A 21882-nucleotide genomic window follows, 5' to 3' on the forward strand; every position below is an offset into this window, starting at 1 on the left:
AGAGGCGCAGAATGGCCCAATTCCCAAGCAGCTTTGACAAGGACGATCTGCTGAAATGCGCCCGCGGCGAACTATTCGGCCCCGGGAACGCACAGTTGCCCGCCCCGCCGATGTTGATGATGGATCGGATCACCGAGATTTCGGCCAATGGTGGCGCCCATGGCAAAGGTCATATTCTTGCTGAATTCGACATTACGCCCGACCTTTGGTTCTTTGATTGCCATTTCCCCGGCAACCCGATCATGCCCGGCTGCTTGGGCCTGGACGGTTTGTGGCAGCTGACCGGATTCAACCTGGGCTGGCGCGGCTGGCAAGGGCGCGGCATGGCCGTTGGAGTGGGCGAGGTCAAGCTGACAGGTATGGTACGCCCGGACCGCAAGATGCTGACCTATAAAATCGACTTCAAGAAAGCGATCCAGACCCGCCGCCTGACTATGGGTGTCGCAGATGGTATCGTCGAAGCCGACGGTGAGATGATTTACGATGTCAAGGACATGAAAGTAGTTCTGTCCGAAGCCTGAGCCTGACCGGCCCCAAATAAGGAGCACGCACATGCGTCGAGTAGTTGTCACCGGCTTGGGAGTTGTCTCTTCCATCGGGAACAATGCCGAAGAGGTTCTGACCTCACTCAAGGCCGGCAAGTCCGGCATCGTGGCCAATGACCAGATGGTCGAACATGGCTTTCGTAGCCAGATCGCCGGGTCGCTCAAAATCGACGTTAGCGAACATGTGGACAAGCGCACCCTGCGCTTTATGGGTCCTGGAGCGGCCTATGCGCATATCGCGATGAGCCAGGCGATTGCCGATTCAGGATTGACCGAAGACCAGGTTGCCAACCCACGTACCGGCCTTGTCGCCGGATCGGGCGGACCGTCGACCAGCGCCATGCTGACGGCGCATCAGACCGTTCTGAAAAACGGGGCAACCAAGCGAATCGGTCCGTTTGCAGTTCCTAAATGCATGTGCTCAACCATTTCGGCCAACCTTGCGACCGCCTTCAAGATCAAGGGCATCAATTACTCGATCACTTCGGCCTGTTCGACCTCGTTGCATTGCATCGGCAATGCCGCAGAACAGATCATGATGGGCAAACAAGATGTAATGTTCGCGGGCGGCGGGGAAGAGCTGGACTGGACCTTGTCCTGTCTGTTCGATGCAATGGGTGCCATGTCGTCGAAATACAACGATACGCCCGAAAAAGCTTCTCGTGCATTCGACCAAGACCGCGACGGGTTCGTGATATCCGGCGGAGGCGGTATTGTCGTGCTGGAAGATCTGGAACACGCATTGGCACGCGGCGCCAAAATCTATGCTGAAGTGACGGGTTTTGCAGCAACCTCCGACGGTCACGACATGGTAGCCCCCTCTGGCGAAGGTGGCGAACGCGCCATGCGTCTGGCGCTGGACACCCTGCCCGAAGGCCGCAAGGTCGACTACATCAATGCCCATGGCACCTCGACCCCGGTCGGAGATGTCGGCGAAGTCGAAGCTGTACGCCGTATTTTTGGCGAGGGTAGCGTGCCGCCGATTTCCTCGACCAAGTCGATGACAGGCCATGCACAAGGTGCGGCTGGCGCGCTGGAGGCTATTTTCTGCCTTTTGATGCTGGAACATGATTTTATAACGCCGTCGATCAACGTCGACACGCTTGCCGAGGGCATCCAGCCCGGAGAAATTGCAACTCAGCTAGTTGAAAATGCAGGTTTGGACAGCGTCATGACCAACAGCTTCGGCTTTGGTGGGACGAACGGGTCCATGGTTCTTTCAAAGTATAACGGGTGAATGGAATGTCAGATCTAATGAAAGGCAAACGCGGCCTCGTTATGGGCGTGGCGAATGACCGTTCGATTGCATGGGGCATCGCAAAAGCCATGCACGAAGCGGGCGCCGAATTGGCATTCACCTATCAGGGCGAGGCATTCGGAAAGCGGCTGGAACCGCTGGCGCAGAGCCTTGGCAGCGATTTCATGGTCGATGCGGACGTCACCGATGACGAGTCGTTGGATCGCGCTTTTGACGAGCTTGCCCAGCGCTGGCCCACCATAGATTTTGTGGTCCACGCCGTCGCCTATTCCGACAAGTCAGAACTAACCGGACGGTTCCTGGACACCAGCCGGGCGAATTTCAAGAATTCGATGGATATTTCGGCCTATTCGCTGATCGAAGTGGCCCGCCGCGCCTATCCGATGATGAAAGAAAACGGCGGCACGATCCTGACGCTGACTTATCAGGGGTCTAACCGAGTTGTGCCCAACTACAACGTAATGGGTGTGGCCAAAGCTGCGCTAGAATCAGCGACCCGTTATCTGGCCAACGATCTTGGACCTGACGGAATCCGGGTGAACGCAATCTCTCCGGGTCCGATGAAAACTCTGGCCGGTGCGGCCATCGGTGGGGCCCGCAAAACCTTCAAGTTCTGCGACCAGAACGCACCGATGCGCAGCAATGCCACGCTTGAGGCTGTCGGCGGCACCGCGGTTTATCTGGCTTCGGATGCGGGGGCCTGCACCTCGGGCGAAGTTATTCGTGTTGATGGTGGCTTCCACGTTCTGGGAATGCCTCAACCGGACCATATGTGACCATTTCTTTCCCTGTCAGTGCCAAGATTTGACCATCTTTCGCAGGCAGGGATAGTTGCATGAACAAAGCAGAGCAAATCATCGCCAGCAGCAAGCGGGTTTCCCGCCGAAAACCGGGTTTTCTGGGGTTTAGGGGCCGCGTCGCCTTGATGACCCTAACAATGCTGCTGATGCTGTTTGTATTCTTCACTCAGCCGCATGTACGCGAGATCTTTGCATCATGGACCAGCCTGTTTTCAGGCTGATCCAGATCACGAAACTCAATTCACCGAAACCACTTCGATTTCGAAAATCAGGTCCCTTCCGGCCAGAGGATGGTTCGCGTCTAGCGTGACGGTCACCTCATCAGCCTCGACAACAGTTACCGGCAATGCGTGCCCTTCGGGCGTTTGCATCTGCAACTGGGTGCCGGGTTCAAGCGGGATGTCGTCCGGAATACCTTCGCGTGGTATGCTCTGACGCATTTCGGGATTGATCGGCCCATAAGCATCAACGCAGGCGATCTCGACACGTTTTTTGTCCCCGGCCACCAGACCAGGCATTGCACTGTCCAATCCGGGAATAATCTGCCCGGACCCCACCTCGAATTCCAGTGGATCGCGCCCTTGTGAACTGTCAAAGACATTCCCGTCCTGCAACGTACCGGTATAGTGGATGCGAACTGTGTCGCCCTGTTTTATCGCTGTCATTTTGGCCTCCGGCCGATAGAAAATTGAGCGGTCAAACCTAGGCAATGAAGCAACATTGTAAACCCTTAGCACTTTTGCAAACCTGCACCGAATGAACGGAGGGGAATTGATGCCGATCACAACCTGCATTTTTGATGCATACGGCACGTTGTTCGATGTGGCCGCAGCCGCAAGGCAAGCTGCATCAGAACCCGGCTTTGAGGCGTTACAGCAGAAATGGCCGGATCTGGCCAATCACTGGCGCCTGAAACAGTTGCAATACACCTGGCTGCGTGCGGTGGCCGATGCACATGCAGATTTCTGGGACGTCACGCAAGACGGTCTGGATTGGGCACTAGAGGCAACGGGGCTGGACCAGCACCCGGCCCTACGCCAGCGCCTGCTTGATCTCTACTGGGAATTGCAGGCCTATCCCGAGGTTCCCGAAATGCTGGCCACCCTGAAGGCCGGCGGGATGCAGACTGCGATCTTGTCGAACGGATCACCGCCGATGCTGGATGGTGCGGTTCAATCCGCAGGGATAAGCGGCGTTCTGGATGATATTCTGTCGGTCGAAAGCGTCGGCGTCTTCAAACCGCATGCCAAGGTTTATGATCTGGTCGCGCAGAGCTTCGGCTGCGAGCGCGACGAAGTCTTGTTCGTCAGCTCAAATGGCTGGGACGCAGCGGGGGCCAGTGGCTATGGTTTCGTCACCGCCTGGGTCAACCGAGCGAACGAACCAATGGATCGGTTGCCATGGCAGCCAACGCATGTACTGTCCGACCTGACATCCATTCCGGAACTTGCAGGACTCTGATGCCATTTTTTTCGACCAACGACGGCAAACGCCTCTATTTCGAAGACACCGGCAGCGGCAGGCCGGTCCTGTGTCTGGCAGGCCTTACCCGAAACAGCCGGGATTTCTCATTTCTTGCCCCGCACATGACCGATTGGCGGATGATCGCGATGGATTATCGCGGGCGCGGGCAATCCGAGCATGACTCGGATCACGGGAACTATAGCCTGTTACGCGAATCTCAAGACGTGATTGATCTGCTGGATCATCTTGGCCTGGATCAGGTGACCGTGATTGGGACCTCACGTGGAGGCCTGATCGCGATGACCTTGGCCACCACCCACCCAAAGCGGCTGGCGGCTGTTGTGCTCAATGATGTTGGTCCGGTCTTTAACCCATCGGGCATCGCCAAAATAATGGAATATGTCGGCAAGCAACCGGTCTCGAAAACCTATGACGAGGCAGCGCAGGCGCTTCAGCACGTGTTGGGCCCGCAGTTTCCAGGGATTTCACTGGAAAGATGGCGGCAGATGGCTGAATTTCAAAATCAGGAAACGACAGAGGGTTTGACCCTGCGCTATGATCCGGCCCTACGCACAGCGCTGCTGGAACAGGCCGCAGCCGGGGCAATCCCGGATATGTGGATGTTCTTCGAGGCCCTGCACGACATCCCAACGGGTGTCATTCGCGGTGAAAATTCCGATCTTCTGAGCACGCAGACATTGGCCGAGATGCAGAACCGGCATCCGGGGTTGATCTCGGCTACCGTGCCCGATCGCGGACACGTACCGTTTCTGGACGAACCTCAATCATTGGGCGTTATTCGCAAAGTACTGGACGCGGCATGAGCACACTTGAAATGATCGAAGCCGCAGCCCTGCGTCTGCAAGGGCACGTCAGAGAAACACCAATCCTGACCTCTCCGTTTTTGGATGAAATCGCGGGACGCCGCGTGTTGGTAAAACCGGAATGCCTGCAGCACACCGGCAGTTTCAAGTTTCGCGGGGCGTGGTCGGCCATTTCGGGCCTCAGTGAAGTAGACCGAAAGAAAGGTGTGATCGCCTATTCCTCGGGCAATCATGCTCAGGGCGTGGCTTATGCCGCCGCACAGCATGGTATTTCGGCTGTTATCATCATGCCTTCGGATGCCCCAAAGCTCAAAATCGACAACACGCGCGCTCTGGGGGCCGAGGTGGTTCTGTACGACCGCTCCAATGAAAGCCGCGAAGAAATCGGGGAGGCCGTGGCGGCCAAGCGTGGCTTGACCCTGATCCGGCCCTATGATGAACCGCTGGTGATAGCCGGGCAAGCCACAACCGGGCTGGAAATCGCGCGCCAGGCGGCTATGCTGGGCGTCGAACAGGCTGATGTGCTGGTCTGTTGCGGCGGCGGGGGGCTGACCTCGGGTATTGCGCTTGCGCTCGAGGGGCACGCACCCGGTCTGCGCGCTCGCCCCTGCGAGCCCGAAGGGTTTGACGACGTCAAACGCTCGTTGGCGCTGGGACGAATACAGAACAACGCGGCCACATCTGGCAATATCTGCGACGCCATTCTGACCCCGCAACCCGGCGATATCACCTTCCCGATCCTGCAACGGCTGTGCGGTCCCGGCCTGTCTGTGACCGAAGAAGAGGCGATGCGCGCCATGGCATTGGCCTTTCTGCGCCTGAAGATCGTGCTTGAACCGGGTGGTGCGGTTTCCCTGGCCGCAGCGTTGTTTCGCAGGTCCGAAATTCAAGGAGACGCCGTTATCATTGTCGCATCGGGTGGCAATGCGGACCCGGACGTCTTTGCCAAAGCTATGGAGTTCCTGACCTGACAATCGCCGTCGGTTCCGGCAGCGTGCCAGTTCAGCATGCAAAGACAGAGGATTTTTATGCAGATAGCTGACCTTGGGGATGTACAGCTCCATTACCGGATCGACGGCGACCCACAAGGCGCGCCGATCGTGTTCGCGAACTCGCTGGGCACCGATCTGCGCCTGTGGGATGCGATGCTGCCATACCTGCCTGATGGGCTGCGAGTCATTCGATACGACAAACGCGGGCATGGCCTGTCCTCGGCGCCTCAGGCGCCCTATTCGATGGGGGCGCTGATCCGCGATGCCGAAGGCCTTCTGGATCACCTAAAGGTCCGAGATTGCGTTTTTGTCGGTCTGTCCATCGGCGGGATGATCGCGCAAGGTCTGGCCGTCAAACGCCTGGATTTGATTCGCGGGCTGGTTCTGTCAAATACAGCGGCCAAAATAGCCACCCCGGCGATTTGGGCGGACCGTATGGAAGCCGTCCGGATCGGCGGCATCGAAATGTTAGCCGACTCAACTATGGAGCGCTGGTTCTGGCGGGCTTTCCACGCGTCGCCCCAGCACCTGCTATGGCGCAACATGATGGTGCGGCAACCTGTTGAAGGTTATCTGGGATGTTGCGCCGCCATTTCCGGAACCGATTTTTACACGCCGACAAGTGGCCTGCGTTTGCCGACTTTGGGCATTGCGGGCAGCGAGGATGGCTCTACCCCGCCGGATCTAGTAAAAGAAACCATTGATCTTATTCCTGGTGCCCGTTTCGAATTGATACGCAAAGCGGGCCATCTGCCCTGCGTCGAACAACCCATTGAATACGCGGCGCTACTAAAAGACTTTTTGACTGGCATCGGTCATATCTGAAGGAGCATTGCTTTGGCGGATTTTCTGTTGGTCCATGGCTCATGCCATGGTGCCTGGTGTTGGAGAGATTTGATCCCAGCACTTGAAACACGCGGCCATTCGGTCCGCGCAATTGATATGCCCAGCCACGGATCTGACCCGACGTCGATCGACCAGGTGACCCTGGACAGTTGCCGGAACGCCGTTCTGGCTGCGAGCAGATCGGATACGATCATCGTCGGCCATTCTTGGGGGGGATACCCCATTAGTGCCGCCGCCGAATTGAGACCGGATGCGATGCGCGGACTTGTTTTCCTGTCCGCCTACGTCCCCGAGAACGGATTGTCGATGGTCGAGATGCGCCGGAAATCACCGCGGCAAACAATAGTTGATGCCGTCGAAAAATCGACTGACGGGCTGTCCTATACGGTCAAACCCGATAGCGTGAAGGCCTTGTTTTACCACGACTGCCCGGAAGAGGTCCTGCTTTATGCGCTGGCTCGGCTTTGCCCGCAGGCCATTGCACCTCAGGAGGCACGGCTTACCCTGACAGAACATTTTCAGGATATGCCCAAAGCATATATCCGAACACTCGACGACCATACCATCCCGCCTGAATACCAGCACATCATGAGCCTCAGCATGCCCGAGGGAATGCGCCATTCCATCCAAAGCTCTCATTCGCCATTCTTTTCGCACCCTGAAGAACTGGCCGATCTATTGGACGACATCGCGCAGGGCTTTGATACTCTTGACTGATCTGCGAAATCTTGCGGCTTTCCTCTGAACCTGACCCCCGATAGGGTGCCCGAAACTTTCTTTGTCGGTTCCCATGCGCTTACCTTTCCTGTTTGTTCTTGCCACTGTCATGATTGATGCAATGGGGATTGGCCTTGTGCTGCCCATTATGCCCGAGCTCATTATTGATGTTCAGGGTGGTACGCTGGCCAGCGCGGCGATCTGGGGCGGCGTCCTAAGCACCGCTTTTGCAGCGATGCAATTTATCTTTGGACCGATCCTGGGCAACCTGTCTGACGCTTTCGGGCGCAGGGGGGTATTGTTGGTATCTCTGTTTGTTATGTCGTTGGACTATGTGGTCATGGCGCTTGCTGGCAGTATCTGGCTGTTACTTGCCGGTCGGATCGTCGGCGGGATCACAGCCGCAACTCATTCCACCGCCGCGGCGTTCATGGCGGATGTGTCGAAACCCCACGAAAAAGCTGCGAATTTCGGTCTGTTAGGGGCGGCATTCGGGGTTGGCTTTGTCCTGGGTCCGGTCATCGGCGGATTGCTCAGCGAATATGGAACCCGTGCGCCCTTCTGGGCTGCCGCAGCGCTTTCGGCGATAACATTCGGCGTCGGTTTGATAGTGATGCCTGAAACGGTGACCGATAAGAACCGGCGCCCGTTCAGCCTGCGCCGCGCTAACCCCGTGAATTCACTGCGTGCCATCGCGGCGCTGCCGGGGATCCGTCCGATGTTGTGGGTCTATTTCCTCTATTCTGTCTCAATCTATGTCTATCCGGCCATTTGGGCCTATTTCACCGCCGAGCGTTTTGGATGGTCACCCCAGATGATTGGTGTGTCGCTGGGTCTTTACGGAATTGGAATGGCCGCGGTTCAGGGCGGATTGATACGCCCTGCCACACGTTATCTCGGCGAACGCGTAACAATCCTTCTCGGGATGGTGTTCGAGATTGTCAGCTTTTTGCTTCTGGCTTTTCTGACCAATGGAATAATCGCGCTGATGCTGATCCCGATCACGGCTATCGGCGCAGTCGCAACCCCGGCAATCCAGGCTCTGGCCTCGCGCGCAACACCAGATTCGCAACAAGGAGAGCTTCAGGGCGTGCTAACTTCACTGCACGCGCTTTCCATGGTGATTTCCCCTCTGGTCATGAGCAGCGTATTTGCCTGGTTCGCAAAGCCCGGCACCGCCATCTATTTTCCCGGCGCGCCGTTTCTTCTGGCCATGTGCCTTATGATTGTCGGCCTTATCCTCTTTTACAGATCTCGCCCCATTTCTGCATAACAACGACATGACGATGACGGTTTCGGCCTTGCAGGTCATTCCGAACCGCGCCACCGTGATTAAAACCGAATACGAGGACATCATGCAATCCATCAAGGCGGCCATATGTCGGGCATTCGACAAACCCCTGGTCATAGAAGACGTGCTGATCGCCCCGCCCGCCGCCGGCGAAGTCGAGGTCACCCTAGATGCGGTTGCGATCTGCCATTCCGACATTTCTTTCGCCAGCGGCGCCTGGGGTGGATTCCTGCCCGCTGTATATGGCCATGAGGCCGCGGGTGTGATCACCGCAACGGGCGGCATGACCGAAGGGTTCGAGGTTGGCGATTCCGTCGTGGTGACGCTGATCCGTGCATGCGGTTCCTGCCCCTCCTGCGCGGGTGGCAAGCCAACCTTATGTGAAACACCCCACGACACTGTAAAAGGTCCGTTGCGCACCGCTGACGGGGGCCCGCTGGAGCAAGCAATGGCGTGCGGGGCTTTTGCCGAAAAAGTCGTGGTCAGCCACCGGCAGATCGTGAAAATCCCCGAGGACATGCCGAAGGATGTGGCCAGTCTGCTGTCTTGCGGGGTGATCACCGGTGTGGGCGCTGCCGTGAATGCAGCCGGTCTGCGCCCGGGTCAGGATGTCGTCGTGATCGGGGCCGGAGGCGTTGGCCTGAACGCCATACAAGGCGCACGGATTGCGGGTGCCCGGCGTATCGTTGCTGTCGACATGACCGAGGACAAACTGGCCATTGCAAAGGAATTTGGTGCAACCCACGGCGTTCTGGCCACTTTGGACGCACCATGGAAGGCAGCTTACCGCGCACTTGGCGGTCGAGGGGCCGATGCCGTGCTGATCACAGTCGGTGCAATCCCGGCCTATGACCAGGCCGTTCGCTATCTTGGCCGAGGCGGTAAGGCCATCATGATCGGGATGCCCCATTCCGGCGACATGGCAAGCTATGAACCTGTTGTCCTGGCCGCACTTGGTCAGGGGCTGATCGGGTCAAAGATGGGGGATGTGGTGATCCAACGTGATATTCCCTGGATGATCGACCTCTATGAACAGGGGCGGCTGAGGCTGGATGAACTGATCTCGGGCCGCTGGCCTTTGTCGCAAATCAACGAGGCGATTGCGGATACCAAAACCGGATCGGCCAAACGAAACGTCATCATGTTTGACAGGGCCTAAGCAGCCCCGGCTGGAGTATGTCCTATGAAACTGCAGGATCTCGATATCATTGTCACGGCCCCCCCTGCTCCGGGTTGGGGTGGCCGGTACTGGATACTGGTAAAGGTTACTACCGACACAGGCGTCACCGGTTGGGGCGAATGCTATGCCTCATCCATTGGACCTGAAGCTATGTGTCACGTAATCCGGGATGTCTTTGAACGGCATATGCTCGGCGAGAACCCCGAGAATATCGAGCTTATGTTCCGCCGCGTCTATTCCAGCGGCTTTACCCAGCGCCCCGACCTGACCGTAATGGGTGCGTTTTCAGGGTTGGAAATCGCGTGTTGGGACATTCTGGGTAAAGATCGCGACCGTCCGGTTTATGCGCTTTTGGGTGGGCTGGTTAATCAACGCATCCGGGCCTACACCTACCTTTACCCCCTGCCCCAGCATGACCTGGCCGACTTTTGGACTTCGCCCGACCAGGCCGCGGAATGTGCAGCTGAAATGGTGAGCCGCGGCTTCACGGCAGTAAAATTTGATCCCGCTGGTCCCTACACGATCCGTGGCGGGCATATGCCTGCTATGTCCGACATCTCGATGTCAGTTGCCTTTTGCAAAGCGATCCGTGAAGCGGTCGGCGACAGGGCCGACCTGTTGTTTGGCACCCACGGTCAGTTCAACACCGCAGGCGCAATCCGGCTGGGTCAGGCGCTGGAACCCTATTCACCGCTTTGGTTCGAAGAACCTACCCCACCTGACATGATCGAAGACATGGCCCGCGTCGCTCGCAACGTGCGAATACCCGTGGCAACCGGGGAACGCATGACCACCAAAGCCGAATTCGGTGCAGTTTTGCGCGCAGGTGCTGCAGAAATCCTGCAACCCGCCCTTGGGCGTGCAGGTGGGATATGGGAGATGAAGAAAGTCGCCGCCATGGCCGAGATATTCAACGCCCAGATGGCTCCGCATCTCTATGCTGGTCCAGTTGAATGGGCCGCCAATATCCATCTGGCAGCCTCAATCCCAAATCTGCTGTTGCTGGAAACCATTGATACGCCGTATCACGACGCTTTGATCAAAGGTTCACTGCGCGTTGAAAATGGCTTTGTCGTGGCACCGAATGCGCCAGGGTTGGGGATCGAAGTGAACGAAGATCTGGCCCGCTCACACCCCTATACCGGCGATGGGTTGCACCTTCAGATGCAGGAAGAACCTTGCGACTATGCCAACGGCAACGCCTTTCAGGGCGGTGCCCCTGCTTCAAAGGGGTGACAAGTACTGAAATTCTGAGTCATATTGCGCCAAAGCCAAGTTTGGAACCAATACGCACGTGACAGTTCAAGACCACGAAACACTGAATACGGACGAAACTCCGCCCGGCATGCAGGAAAGTGCCGCACGTGCCGCCGCGTACCTGAAGACGCTGGCGCATGAAGGTCGCCTGATGATTTTGTGCCATCTGGGTGATGGCGAGAAATCGGTTGGTGAGCTGGAAAAACTGCTGCAAATCCGGCAGGCCGCAGTCAGTCAGATGTTGGCACGCCTACGAGAAGAACAGCTGGTGTCGACACGGCGCGATGGCAAAACCATCTACTATTCCCTGCAGGACGGAAATACAGAGAAAGTCATCCAGTTGCTATACGACCTGTTCTGCAAACCTGAAGCCAACCCCTAGTTCGAAACATAGCCGGCGATCACCTGCATCAGCTTGAAAGCGGTTGCGGCATCGTTTTCGACCACGGCCAGGAATTCTTCCTCACCGATACGCAGACAAGACAGGTCGGTTTCCGCAATCATGCTCAGGGCGCGGGGTTCCTTTCGGATCAACCCCAACTCTCCGACCAATGCGCCGGAGCCAACCGTTGCGATCAGTTGATCGGGACCTTCTGATTGCGGCAAATACAGGCCTGCCTCGCCTTCCAAAACGACATAGGCCCCATCGGTGGGCTGGTCGTCTTTCAGGAACACCACCTCTCCCGGTTGGGCCTGGAACCAGCGCGCACCAAATGCCAGAAGGCGCAGCTGCCTGCGGTCAAGACCGGAAAACAGCGGCGTCTGTTCCAGCGCACGAAGCTTGCGCGCCAAATCGGCTGATGCTGCGCTATCTTCTTCCACGTCGGCGGGTCCTTCGTCTGAAACCACACGACCTTGCCTTATTTCTATGAACATGTCGAATACGTCAGGGTTTTCGTACTGATCGTTCAGATAAATCACCGTCGCATTTGGCAACAGGGCGCGCAGGTTTTTATAGACCGCAATCTGAGTTTCCATGTCATAGCTTGCCAAAGCATTATCCAGGATCAGAATGTCGGGTTTCTTGATCGTAGCCCGCGTAAAGGCCAAAGGTTCGGCGAAAACCGCAGGCAGGTTCTGCCCGCCCAGCGAGACCGGTACATCGTAAATCAGCTCGACCACCAAAGGTCGGGCACCGTTTTCAGAAAGGACATCAACGATCAGCTTACGTACCTCATCTGATCGCGCGCCGCCGATCTGGCTGACCTTACCGAACAAAGCGTTCTCCATCACGGTCAGACCGGGGGCAAACTCGGTTTCCTTCAGCGGCACGAAGACATCATTCAGATGTTGCAGCAGCTTTTCGGAGTGGCTTTGCCGCAATTCAAGTATGCGGTTTTTCAATTCATCCGTAAACGCGGGGCCAATCTGTTCTGCCGAGATGACAAACGGAACCGCCAGAAGGTTGGCCAGTTGCCCATCATCCAGACCGCTGACACCTTCGTTTCGGGTGCGCTCTACCAGTTCGACTGCAGCTTCGTAGACTTCGGCCTGCAGGCCAAGCTTGCGGAACAACGGGTGGTCCGTGCCGTCCAATCCAAAGATCTGGCGCAACATATCAATGACATCGCGCGTCAGGCTGACCAGGGTTTCGTCCAAGCCCAGCTCGCGTAGCTGCCCCAAAAACACGCCCTGACGGGTTAGTATTTCCTGAGTGACCGGAACGCAGGGTGTCGCGAAAAGCAGGTTTTCCGCGACCGGCAAGGCCGCATTATATGCATTGCGGTCAAAGATCAGAGCCTGCTGTTGCAGCCCAGCCTTGACCACCGCCTCCTGAACTTTGGGCCGTAGTTCAACCAGTTTTCTGACCAACTCGGGGTGCTCGTTGGCTTCGAATGTCTGTTCAGCACCGCGCTGAAACAGGGCAGCGCCCGAACCAAGACCGTCGATCAGTTGTAACCACCAGTCGCGCAGGTCTTCCACGGTGTTCAAACCAGCCAGCGACGGGTCCAGCCAATCAACTCTAAACGGGTCGGTACTGTTGCCCGCTCGTCTTGTTTCAGCAAAGCCGGGGTCGTCTGATTCTGTCGACAGAGGACGAAGACGCATCGGCATCATCACATTGTCGCCTAAAGTTCCCTGAAACATAACCGGTCGCGATGAGGCAAAACCGATCCGCGCAGCAATGACCCCCTGATGCAGCTTTGACAAATCTTCCTGCCCGACCGTTACCCTGCCGGAACTGGGCAGGATCTCTCGGGTCAGCAATTCCGAAACCGCGCGCCGGTCTTCTTCGCTGGGCGCAGCGATTCCGATGGTTTTACCGCCTGGGAATGTCAGATCGAGGTCGTCCAGAACCAGATTCCCATCCATGTCACGAACAGATGCATGTTTCAGAACAATATCCCCGTCCAGCCTGGGATGTTTGTCGGGCTCGCCCTCGAACAGGCTTTCGTCCTGCATTCCAGAGGGCGCAAAGCGTTCGATCACAACATCCCAGCGCAGGGACATATCCTGTGTCTGGTTGTAATATGTGAGCAACTCTTTCCAAGGCGAACTGAGATCCTTGTAAGCCGCCAAAGCCGCAACCAACGCCCCCAACGAGACCGAGCCCTGCAAGACCAGAATGCCGCCAACCAGATAAAACAGGAATGGGGTAAGCTGCGAAATGAAGTTGTTGATGAACTTCATAAAGAACTTTTTCTGGTAGATATCGAAGCGGATTTCAAACAACCGGCCCAGCTGATCCGAGATCATTGCCCGGCGATACCGCCAGCCACCATTTGCCCGCAGCGTTGACGCACCTGCTGCGTTTTCACCGATCTGTGCAGCCAGCACGCGCACTTCCTGGATGCGGCTTTTGTTCAACAGATTGATCTGGCGCTGCAGCTTTGGGATCAACCAGGCCTGTAACGGGATCAGGGAAACGGCAGCAAGCCCGAACCAAAAGCTCTGTAGGAACAGGAAGGACAGGATCGTGATCATCTGTCCCGCCTGCAATACCGGCTGGCTGATCGCATCGCCCATCAGCCCACCCATCGGCTCGCTTTCAGCGGTGATCATCGACACCATTTCGCCTTGGCTGACCCGTTCGAAATAGGGTTGCGGAAATCTCAAGGCGCGGCTGATCATCTGATACCGGAATCGGCGCAGCATCCGTTCGCTCAGGACGCCTTTCATGGTGTTGATGCGCATTTTCATCAAACCATGCGCCAGAACGGCGAGCAGAAACCCAATGCATAATATGATCAGAAAATTCGTTTGCGACAGGCTGTAGCCCAGCACATCAACAACAGGGGTCGCAGCCCCGATCGCGTCATTGATGATGCGCTTGGGCAGTTCCAGCGTCAGGTAAAGCAGCGGAAACAAAGACGTGGTTACGGCCAGCAAAATCAGCTGGTCGCGCTTTGAATATTTCCAGATAAAACGGAAAATCGTGCGTTCTATGGAACCTGCCCCTGCTGCGGATCACTGACCCGGTCTTTACGAAATTCTCGTAAATTCAACAGTCTGAATTTACCGCAATCAAGCCTGCAGACGCAAATAGTTTCCGAATTGAACAGATATTTGCCGAATGTGAACAAGTTCATTTGCGCAACCTCACATTAGCCCCTACTGTTCGCTTTAGGACGATATCGGGAGGAGTCTTTTGCCTGCCACATTAGGCACTGTGTTATTAATGCTCTGCTTATTGCAGATCAAACATATGTTTGCAGATTTTTACCTCCAGACGCCCAAGATGCTGTCAGGCCGGGGTGAGTATTTTCACTGGGGACGCGCGCAACATGCTGCTGTGCATGTTGTTGGTTCGGTATTGGTCTTTTTGGTTTTCGGCGCTCCGCTGCCGTTTATCCTGATCATTGCCGCGCTAGAGTGGATAGTTCATTTCAACATTGATTTTGCCAAAGCCAGCTATTCCGACAAAAAACAGCTTATGCCGACTCAGGCAGCCTTTTGGCGTGCAGCCGGGCTGGATCAGTGCATGCATAATCTGACCTATGTGGCAATGGTCTGGGCCTGGGCGACATTCGCGGCCTGAACCAGAATTACCACAGCAATTCAGAGCTGAGTGGCCGATGGATAGAGCGATAGCCACCGCTGGTCTATGGCATCGATCTTCTGCGGGTCGAACTCGGTCTCAACTTCCCAGTACCGGCCAGACTCCACGAAATACCCAAGATCCGACTCCGACCGTATGATCTCAGCCATCCCCGATGTAGAAGGCATCTCGACCGAAGACAAATCTTCGCTGCTGACCGAGGGGTAAACCAGTCGGCTTGGTCCTTCGGACAATCGCACTGTGCGACAGCCCTGCGCCGCAGCAAACAATCCTAGTCGCGCCGACTTCGCCTCGAGCAGTCGCAAGGTCACATCGGGTCGCAACGGATCTGCGGCTCCGTTGCCGTAGAAATGTGTCCGACCCTGTCCGGAATAGATCATATCGCAACCGCAATAAGCCAGAACCGAGGGCTGCAATGCAGACAAAGCCCAGTATCCGGCCGTAAAGGCCATCGTTCCCCCGGCATAGACAAATCCACCGAAACCGTTCTGTATCGGAACGTATTCATTTGCAGTGACTATACGCTGAATGTCACTGACAGATGTGGGCATGTTCTTGGTCGGGAAATCCTCGGGGTGGATCAGAAAATCCCAGTCTGCGCGGACCCGCCAGGCATTGTTGATAGCGACTATATGCGTGAACAGCGTACGCGCCCAGTCCCGCGCACGCAGCGCCGTGGGGGCGCTGCCGAGGATCAGAACCTTGTTCTTCGATTTGGTCATTATGCGTCCGGGCTCAACTTGATCCCTTGAATGCTAGTGCATCAGGACGCGTCGGCTAGCCCAAAACGGAAAAACTGCTTTCTTTGTTGATCGGGCGCTTGCGGGAATAGAAACCGACGTCGATTGTGCGTCCAATATAGGGCAGTTCAAATTGTAGCGGCGCACTGTCATGATCCGCGCCGTCTTCGCAATACCCGATCAGCGCCGTCATCATCTTGCCTGCAATCGGCGCGTTCTTGTACTGATTTCCACTGGATCCGCAGGCCATATAAAAACCGGGAAGGCTGGATTTATCATAGATTGGAATCCAATCCGTCGACGCATCATACAGGTCCACCACACCGCGGGTCTTGGAAGGAATGCCAAGGCTAGGCACTCTCTGGGCATAGCGCATCGCTTGTGTCGTCCACTGGTCGGTAAAGTCGCGATTATAGGTTACGTCATCTTCGCACCATTGATGTGGGTCGCATTCGGGGTCTTCCGAGCCCACCAGGATGTGGTTGCCATGCTCAGGCCGGCAATAGCAGGCGATATCGCTGTCCGACACGATTGTGCCGTCCTTTTCAAAGTCAAACCCCTCGGGCGCAGGGACGTGAACGACCTCTTGGCGCAAGGGGCGGGTCTGGATGGTCATGTCATCCAGAACATCTGCCATCCCGTTGATGATGGCCGAACCCGGTCCGGCTACGTTAACCACAACTTTCGCATGAATGTCTTCTCCCGATGCCAACCTGACACCAGAAACTCGCCCGCCATCAGTCAAAATCTCGACCACTTCGGCCCCGGTTCGCACTTCGGCCCCGTGCTGTTTGGCGGCATCCATCAGGTTCTGTGCGGATAGGGCCGGATCGGTGACATACCCGGCCTGAGGCCAGTAAACGCCGCCTTGCATCTTGCGTCCGTTGGGCTGCCCAAACTCGGGGTCATCCATGCGACGAGCGGGGGCAAAACTGTCCTGCGAATAGACCGGCAGCCGGTCGGTGACCTGTTCGGGGGACCATTCCTCGAACGGGCAATTCAGCGCGGAACTGTTCTTCATGTGTTTTTCCAGCAGCCCGTTCGCCTCGGTTTTCATGACCAGACAGCCGGTTTCGCGGAATTGGGCCAGATCGGCGCCTTGCGGTAGGCCAAGATACTCGGCCCAGTCGCGCCAATAATGATAGCCTTCCCAGGCGAATGCCGTGCCGTCAAAGGTGGAATAATGCATCCGGATGATCGCGCAGGACCCGGCGGTTGAGCCATGGCCAACCTGAGCGTTCCGGTCCAGAGATACGGTTTTCCACCCGGCCTTGGCCATTTCGAACGCGATGGCCGCCCCGATCACGCCTGTTCCGATGATGATTGCATCTGGTTGACTCATGATGGCTCTCCTTTCCAGTGATGGCGCGAATAGGCGCTGAATTCTTCCACTTCCTCTGGCCTCGGCTCGACCCCGGTGAAGACATATAGATAGTGCGGCACCATTGATATCCGCGTGGACATCGGTTCATTCAGCTGCGCCAGATCGTATCCTATCTGCATGTAATACAGCACGCGCGCGCGGGTTTCCGCCTCGACCTCGGAATAGCCAAAGCGGGCAAACATGGCGTGCAGCGCTAGCAACCGTCGGGCGTCAGACTGGTCCAGCGCGCGCCGCACCTTGCCCGATTTGCGCGCCCAGTCGCGCACCGCGAAATCCAGCGCGGTGTCAAACAGGTCGGTATTGACGACACAGCGATGCACATTGCACACCGCACCAGTTATCGTCTTTGCTGGAGCTTCGGCCTGCGCGACCAATGCCGCGGTATTGGTGGCCTGCCACCGTGCCAGAAGAGCATCCAGCAGTTCCTGGCGCGATTTGAAGTACCAATAGAAGGACGACCGAGACACGGCCATCCGTTCCGCCAGATTCATCACCTTGATCTGATCGACCCCGTCCGAGATCAGCACATCCAACGCCACGTTCAGCCAGTCGTCGCGCGTGACCTTGACATTTCCGATCAGCGGTTCAGCTTCCGGGTCGTCCCGGTGCAGTATGGGTTTCGTATTCATTTAACTCTCCGGCGGCGCGCCGCCCTCTTCGGTACGTTTGGCAATAAAGTCTTTCAGCGCGCCAATCTGATCGCTGTTTTTCTCAGGTGGCTGAAAATTGGCCAAAATCTCCTTCCATACACCGGTCGCACGACTGTTTGCGTCCAACGATCCACGCTCGGCCCAGGTGCCGAAATTGGCATAATCATGGACATGCGGCTCGTAGAATTCTGTATTGTAGCGTTCCATCGTCTGGCTGGATGCAAAGAAATGTCCGCTGGGCTCAACCTCGCTTAGCGCAGTGTCGAACCCAATTTCAGCTTCGCCAGCCTGCGCCCCGGCGCACAGCTCGGCCACCATGTTCAACACTTCGGCGTCGCAAACCAGTTTTTCAAAGGACACGGTCAATCCGCCCTCTAGCCATCCCGCCGAGTGAATGATCACCGTTGCCCCGGCCATCAGGCACCCCCACAGGCCAAACTGGTTTTCATTTGCCGCCTGCACATCATTGATGTTTGAAGCCGACCCCGCAGCCGAGCGCCACGGCAGGCCCAGATGCCGCGCCAACTGCCCGGCCGCGAGTGAGGCCTGAAAATGCGAGGGCGTTCCAAAGGCCGGAGCACCGGATTTCATATCCACATTGCTGGTGAAAGTGCCATAGCACACAGGCGCACCGGGACGCGCCAATTGCGTCAGAGTCAGTGCGGCCAACGCCTCGGCATGGGACAGGGTGATGGCCCCCGCCACCGTGATCGGTGCCATCGCCCCCATCAGCGTAAAGGGCGTGATGATTGACATCTGCCCGTGGCGCGCAAAGTCGATCAGCCCCTGCGCCATCGGTATGTCCAGCGTGCGCGGGCTGTTGGTGTTGATGATCGTATAGCTGTGCGGGTGGGTCCTAAATTCGTCATCCGACAGGCCGCGCGCGGTCGTCAGCATCTCAAAGCAATCCATCACCTGCGGCGTTCCGCGCGAGAAGAAGAATGGGAACTTGTCTGTCAGCTCCATCTGCGCCTGCGTGGTGAAATAATGCCGCAGAGGGGTCGGCACATCCTGCGGTTCGACCTGCGGCGAGATCATTTGAAAGACGTCGAAATGATGGGTGAGCTTCAGAAATTCCAGATAGTCCTGCCCGGTCGCCGGGCGACGTCCGCGTTCCAGATCAGTGGCATTCGGCGCCCCTGCCCCCGGTTGGAACACAAGGCTGCCCAGTTCCAATGTGAAATCCCTCTGCCGAGCACCGGCCCGGCAGGCAATGGATTTCGGCGCCGAGGCCACCGCAGCCTCGACCATATCGCGACCGATATAGACCATCTCGCTATCGGCATCTACGCGCGCGCCGGCTTTGGCAAAGATATTCCGCGCCTCGGGCAGCAGAACTTTCACACCCAGCTCTTGCAAGATGCGCAGCGCGGTTTCGTGCATGTCGGCGATCTGGTCTGCGGGAAAGACCTCCATCAGTGGAAAAGGATTTTTCAGCTGGCGATAGTTGATATCCCGACCGGGCGGCGGCGCGGCATCCACGCCGCGCCGTCTGCGCCTGCGTCCCTGATCGCTGGCCGACACGCTCAACCCCGCATCGCTTTGCCCTGTGGATCATAGGGCGACGGCGCGATGACCCGCGCAGGTCGTTCGACCCCAACCACATGGACAGACAGTTCAGTGCCTGGTGCGGCCTTGTCACGATTGACCAGCGCCATCGCCAGGGACTTGCCGGTGTAGTGGCCATAGCCGCCCGAGGTGACAAAACCCACGTGCTCTGCCCCTGACCAGACAGGTTCGTATCCGCTGGCATCTGCGTCCAGAGCATCGACCTCAAGCGTCACCTGAACCTGCGCAGGACCATTGCCATCGCGTTCGGCCAAGGCGGCCTCTTTACCGACGAAATCCTTGTCCCAATCGATCCAGCGATCCATACCCGTCATGCCCGGCGTGTAAAGCTGAGTGAATTCCGCCGACCAGATGCCAAAGCTTTTCTCAAGCCGCGTGGACAGCATCGCGTTGAACCCACATTCACGAATGCCCTCATCAGCCCCGGCCTCAAGCAACATCCGACGCAGCTTGATGTGATCGCCATAGCGGCAGTTGATCTCATAGCCTTTTTCACCTGTGACTGACATGCGCGCAACGCGAGCCCTGACAAGACCGATATCAAAATCACTACAGCCCATGAATCTCAGGCCGGAGATGTCTTGCTCGGCCAGTTTTTCGATTACCTCCTGCGATTTTGGCCCGACCAGACCGAACCCGCAATACTCCTCGCCCAGATCGCGAACCTCGACTCCGTCGATCATATGATCGTCGAACCAGCGCATATGCCAGGCGCGCAGGTAATAGCTGCCCATGATCCACCAGGTGCCATCGCCCCAATTCAGAACGGTCAGATCCCCTTTTAGCCGCCCATTCTCACCCAGCATTGGTGCCAACTTGGCCCGTCCCGGCGCGGGCAGTTTCGAGGCCATCACGTGATCCAGCCACAGCTTGGCATTTGGCCCGCTGACGTCGAACCGGGAAAAGCCTGAGATGTCCATAAGGCCGACGCCCTCGCGGATCACCTTGCATTCCTCGGCAACTATGTCATGCGCATTGGATCGTTTCAGCGTCGGGGTTTCTTCAAACCCTTTCGGCGCAAAGTACAGCGGAACTTCGAGGTCCCAGCTGACACCCCATTTGCATCCCGCTTCAGTCATCGCGTCATGAGCTGGCGCCATCTTCAGCGGACGACCGGCAGGCAGCTGTTCATTCGGATAAGTCATCACGAAACGGCGGGAATAGAATTGCCCGGTGGTTTCACGAATATAGCGTTTGTTCTGGGCAAAATCGCCATAGCGGGCAATGTCCATCGGCCATGCGTCGGCCTCGGGCTCGCCATGGATCATCCACTCAGCTAGCGTTTTGCCAACGCCGCCGCCCTGCAGGAACCCGGCCATGACAGCGCAGGCGGTCCAATACCCGCGCTTGCCTGGAACCGGCCCGACCAGCGGGTTACCATCAGGCGAGAATGTAAACGCCCCGTTGACCCAGGTTTTGATGCCGACATTCTGGATCGACGGATAGCGTTCAAAGCCCAGCGTCAGTTCATTCTCAATCCGGTCAAGCTGCTCCTGAAACAGTTCCTCGCCATAATTCCACGGCGCGCCGTCCATGGCCCAATGTTCATGGTCGACCTCATAGATACCGACCAGAACACCCTTTTGGTCTTGCCGCATATAGGTGAACCCCTCGAGGTCCACGGTCATTGGCATCTCAAAATCCGCCGCCGCCACTTCGGGCACTGTATCCGTGATCAGATAGTGATGTTTCAGCGGCGACACTGGCAGCTCAACCCCCGCCATGCGCCCGACCTGCTTGGCCCAAAGCCCCGCGGCATTGACCACGTGCTCGCAAGTTATAGTGCCCCTGTCCGTCACGACCTGCCAGCCATCATCGGTCTGGATCAATTCCTCGACCTTCGTCTCCTCGTAATACTCGGCACCGCGTTTCTTGGCAGCAGTTGCATAGGCCTGAACCGTACCGGTCGTGTCGATATAGCCTTCTCGATCGGCCCACATCGCGCCCAGAACGCCGTCAGTCGACATGATGGGACAGCGCTTTTGCGCCTCTTGTGGAGTCAGCAATTCGCAGTCTTCGATACCGATAGACTGGAAGATACGATAGTTGGCCTGCAGCCACTCCCACCGCTCGGGCGTTCCAGCCAAAGTCAGACCACCGGTCATGTGCAGGCCGATATTCTGCCCGGATTCCTTTTCGATCTCGCTGAGAAGGTCGATTGTATAGGCCTGCAGCGACGCCATGTTCGGATCCGCGTTCAGCGCGTGAATACCGCCCGCCGCGTGCCAGGACGATCCCGACGCCAACCGCCGCCGTTCCAGCATGACCACATCTGACCAGCCGAATTTGGCCAAGTGATACAGAACCGAGGCGCCCACAACGCCGCCACCGATGACCACAACGCGATACTGAGATTTCATTATGC

At 57.1% G+C, this 21882-nt stretch carries 21 protein-coding genes; 14 read left to right on the top strand and 7 right to left on the bottom strand.

The features are described from left to right. Window positions 1-11 precede the first annotated feature (11 nt). From fabA to AC2FJW_RS18440, 4 genes are read left to right on the top strand one after another with little or no spacing between them, the layout of a single operon-like run. Window positions 12-521 carry a bifunctional 3-hydroxydecanoyl-ACP dehydratase/trans-2-decenoyl-ACP isomerase gene (gene fabA, locus AC2FJW_RS18425; protein WP_496750987.1) on the top strand — a complete coding sequence of 170 codons (510 nt, stop codon included), beginning with the start codon at window positions 12-14 and terminating at the stop codon, window positions 519-521. Between the two features lie 31 nt (window positions 522-552). Further along, entirely contained in the window at window positions 553-1782 is a 1230-nt protein-coding gene (gene fabB, locus AC2FJW_RS18430) for a beta-ketoacyl-ACP synthase I (RefSeq protein ID WP_496750989.1), read from the top strand. A 5-nt stretch (window positions 1783-1787) separates the two neighbouring features. After that, window positions 1788-2579, top strand: coding sequence for an enoyl-ACP reductase FabI (locus AC2FJW_RS18435; protein WP_142639415.1), 792 nt, complete (start codon window positions 1788-1790; stop codon window positions 2577-2579). Between the two features lie 59 nt (window positions 2580-2638). Beyond that, window positions 2639-2824, top strand: coding sequence for a hypothetical protein (locus tag AC2FJW_RS18440; RefSeq protein ID WP_142639413.1), 186 nt, complete (start codon window positions 2639-2641; stop codon window positions 2822-2824). 15 nt (window positions 2825-2839) lie between these two features. On the opposite strand, the gene AC2FJW_RS18445 is transcribed toward AC2FJW_RS18440, so the two are convergent. Continuing rightward, window positions 2840-3268 carry an FKBP-type peptidyl-prolyl cis-trans isomerase gene (locus tag AC2FJW_RS18445; protein WP_142639411.1) on the bottom strand — a complete coding sequence of 143 codons (429 nt, stop codon included), beginning with the start codon at window positions 3266-3268 and terminating at the stop codon, window positions 2840-2842. A gap of 109 nt (window positions 3269-3377) precedes the next feature. Here AC2FJW_RS18445 and AC2FJW_RS18450 point away from each other — a divergent pair, with 109 nt between their 5' ends. From AC2FJW_RS18450 to AC2FJW_RS18490, 9 genes are all read left to right on the top strand, one after another. Next, entirely contained in the window at window positions 3378-4064 is a 687-nt protein-coding gene (locus tag AC2FJW_RS18450) for a haloacid dehalogenase type II (protein ID WP_496704095.1), read from the top strand. Beyond that, window positions 4064-4891 (top strand): alpha/beta fold hydrolase, encoded by an 828-nt coding sequence (locus AC2FJW_RS18455; RefSeq protein WP_496750991.1) that lies wholly within the window; start codon window positions 4064-4066, stop codon window positions 4889-4891. Before AC2FJW_RS18450 ends, AC2FJW_RS18455 begins: the two co-directional genes overlap by 1 nt. After that, window positions 4888-5862: a threonine ammonia-lyase gene (locus tag AC2FJW_RS18460; RefSeq protein ID WP_496750992.1), complete on the top strand. Its 975-nt coding sequence runs from the start codon at window positions 4888-4890 to the stop codon at window positions 5860-5862. Before AC2FJW_RS18455 ends, AC2FJW_RS18460 begins: the two co-directional genes overlap by 4 nt. A gap of 57 nt (window positions 5863-5919) precedes the next feature. Beyond that, window positions 5920-6708: a 3-oxoadipate enol-lactonase gene (pcaD, locus tag AC2FJW_RS18465; RefSeq protein ID WP_496750993.1), complete on the top strand. Its 789-nt coding sequence runs from the start codon at window positions 5920-5922 to the stop codon at window positions 6706-6708. A 12-nt stretch (window positions 6709-6720) separates the two neighbouring features. Continuing rightward, complete coding sequence (locus AC2FJW_RS18470; protein ID WP_496694537.1) at window positions 6721-7446, top strand: alpha/beta fold hydrolase; 726 nt, start codon at window positions 6721-6723, stop codon at window positions 7444-7446. A 73-nt stretch (window positions 7447-7519) separates the two neighbouring features. Continuing rightward, a complete protein-coding gene (locus tag AC2FJW_RS18475; protein WP_496692934.1) occupies window positions 7520-8719 on the top strand; it encodes a TCR/Tet family MFS transporter in 1200 nt (399 codons plus the stop codon). Between the two features lie 82 nt (window positions 8720-8801). After that, window positions 8802-9896, top strand: coding sequence for a Zn-dependent alcohol dehydrogenase (locus tag AC2FJW_RS18480; RefSeq protein ID WP_496692966.1), 1095 nt, complete (start codon window positions 8802-8804; stop codon window positions 9894-9896). Between the two features lie 24 nt (window positions 9897-9920). Further along, on the top strand, window positions 9921-11153 hold the full coding sequence (locus AC2FJW_RS18485) for a mandelate racemase/muconate lactonizing enzyme family protein (protein WP_496750994.1): 1233 nt from the start codon (window positions 9921-9923) through the stop codon (window positions 11151-11153). A gap of 109 nt (window positions 11154-11262) precedes the next feature. Further along, on the top strand, window positions 11263-11556 hold the full coding sequence (locus tag AC2FJW_RS18490; RefSeq protein WP_496692965.1) for an ArsR/SmtB family transcription factor: 294 nt from the start codon (window positions 11263-11265) through the stop codon (window positions 11554-11556). Here the strand turns inward: AC2FJW_RS18490 and AC2FJW_RS18495 are convergent. Beyond that, window positions 11553-14549: an ABC transporter transmembrane domain-containing protein gene (locus AC2FJW_RS18495; protein WP_496692964.1), complete on the bottom strand. Its 2997-nt coding sequence runs from the start codon at window positions 14547-14549 to the stop codon at window positions 11553-11555. The two genes, AC2FJW_RS18490 and AC2FJW_RS18495, sit on opposite strands and share 4 nt — an antisense overlap. Before the next feature lie 244 nt (window positions 14550-14793). On the opposite strand from AC2FJW_RS18495, the gene AC2FJW_RS18500 reads away from it, so the two are divergent. After that, entirely contained in the window at window positions 14794-15153 is a 360-nt protein-coding gene (locus AC2FJW_RS18500) for a DUF3307 domain-containing protein (RefSeq protein ID WP_496692932.1), read from the top strand. A gap of 20 nt (window positions 15154-15173) precedes the next feature. On the opposite strand, the gene AC2FJW_RS18505 is transcribed toward AC2FJW_RS18500, so the two are convergent. The 5 genes from AC2FJW_RS18505 to AC2FJW_RS18525 are packed head-to-tail and all read right to left on the bottom strand — an operon-like array spanning window position 15174 to window position 21877. Further along, window positions 15174-15896, bottom strand: coding sequence for a hypothetical protein (locus tag AC2FJW_RS18505; RefSeq protein WP_496698811.1), 723 nt, complete (start codon window positions 15894-15896; stop codon window positions 15174-15176). Window positions 15897-15951: 55 nt separating this feature from the next. Further along, on the bottom strand, window positions 15952-17256 hold the full coding sequence (locus tag AC2FJW_RS18510; RefSeq protein ID WP_281995902.1) for an NAD(P)/FAD-dependent oxidoreductase: 1305 nt from the start codon (window positions 17254-17256) through the stop codon (window positions 15952-15954). Next, window positions 17253-17927, bottom strand: a complete 675-nt coding sequence (locus AC2FJW_RS18515; RefSeq protein ID WP_282022267.1) for a TetR/AcrR family transcriptional regulator — start codon at window positions 17925-17927, stop codon at window positions 17253-17255. The genes AC2FJW_RS18510 and AC2FJW_RS18515 overlap by 4 nt, the downstream gene beginning before the upstream one ends. Then, window positions 17928-19472, bottom strand: coding sequence for a trimethylamine methyltransferase family protein (locus AC2FJW_RS18520; RefSeq protein ID WP_496750996.1), 1545 nt, complete (start codon window positions 19470-19472; stop codon window positions 17928-17930). It lies immediately after the preceding gene. A 2-nt stretch (window positions 19473-19474) separates the two neighbouring features. Further along, the gene (locus tag AC2FJW_RS18525) at window positions 19475-21877 is read right to left on the bottom strand and encodes a GcvT family protein (RefSeq protein ID WP_496750998.1); all 2403 of its coding nucleotides are present in this window, start codon (window positions 21875-21877) and stop codon (window positions 19475-19477) included. Window positions 21878-21882: the final 5 nt, after the last annotated feature.

The organism is Ruegeria sp. CDSA020 (assembly GCF_059612345.1).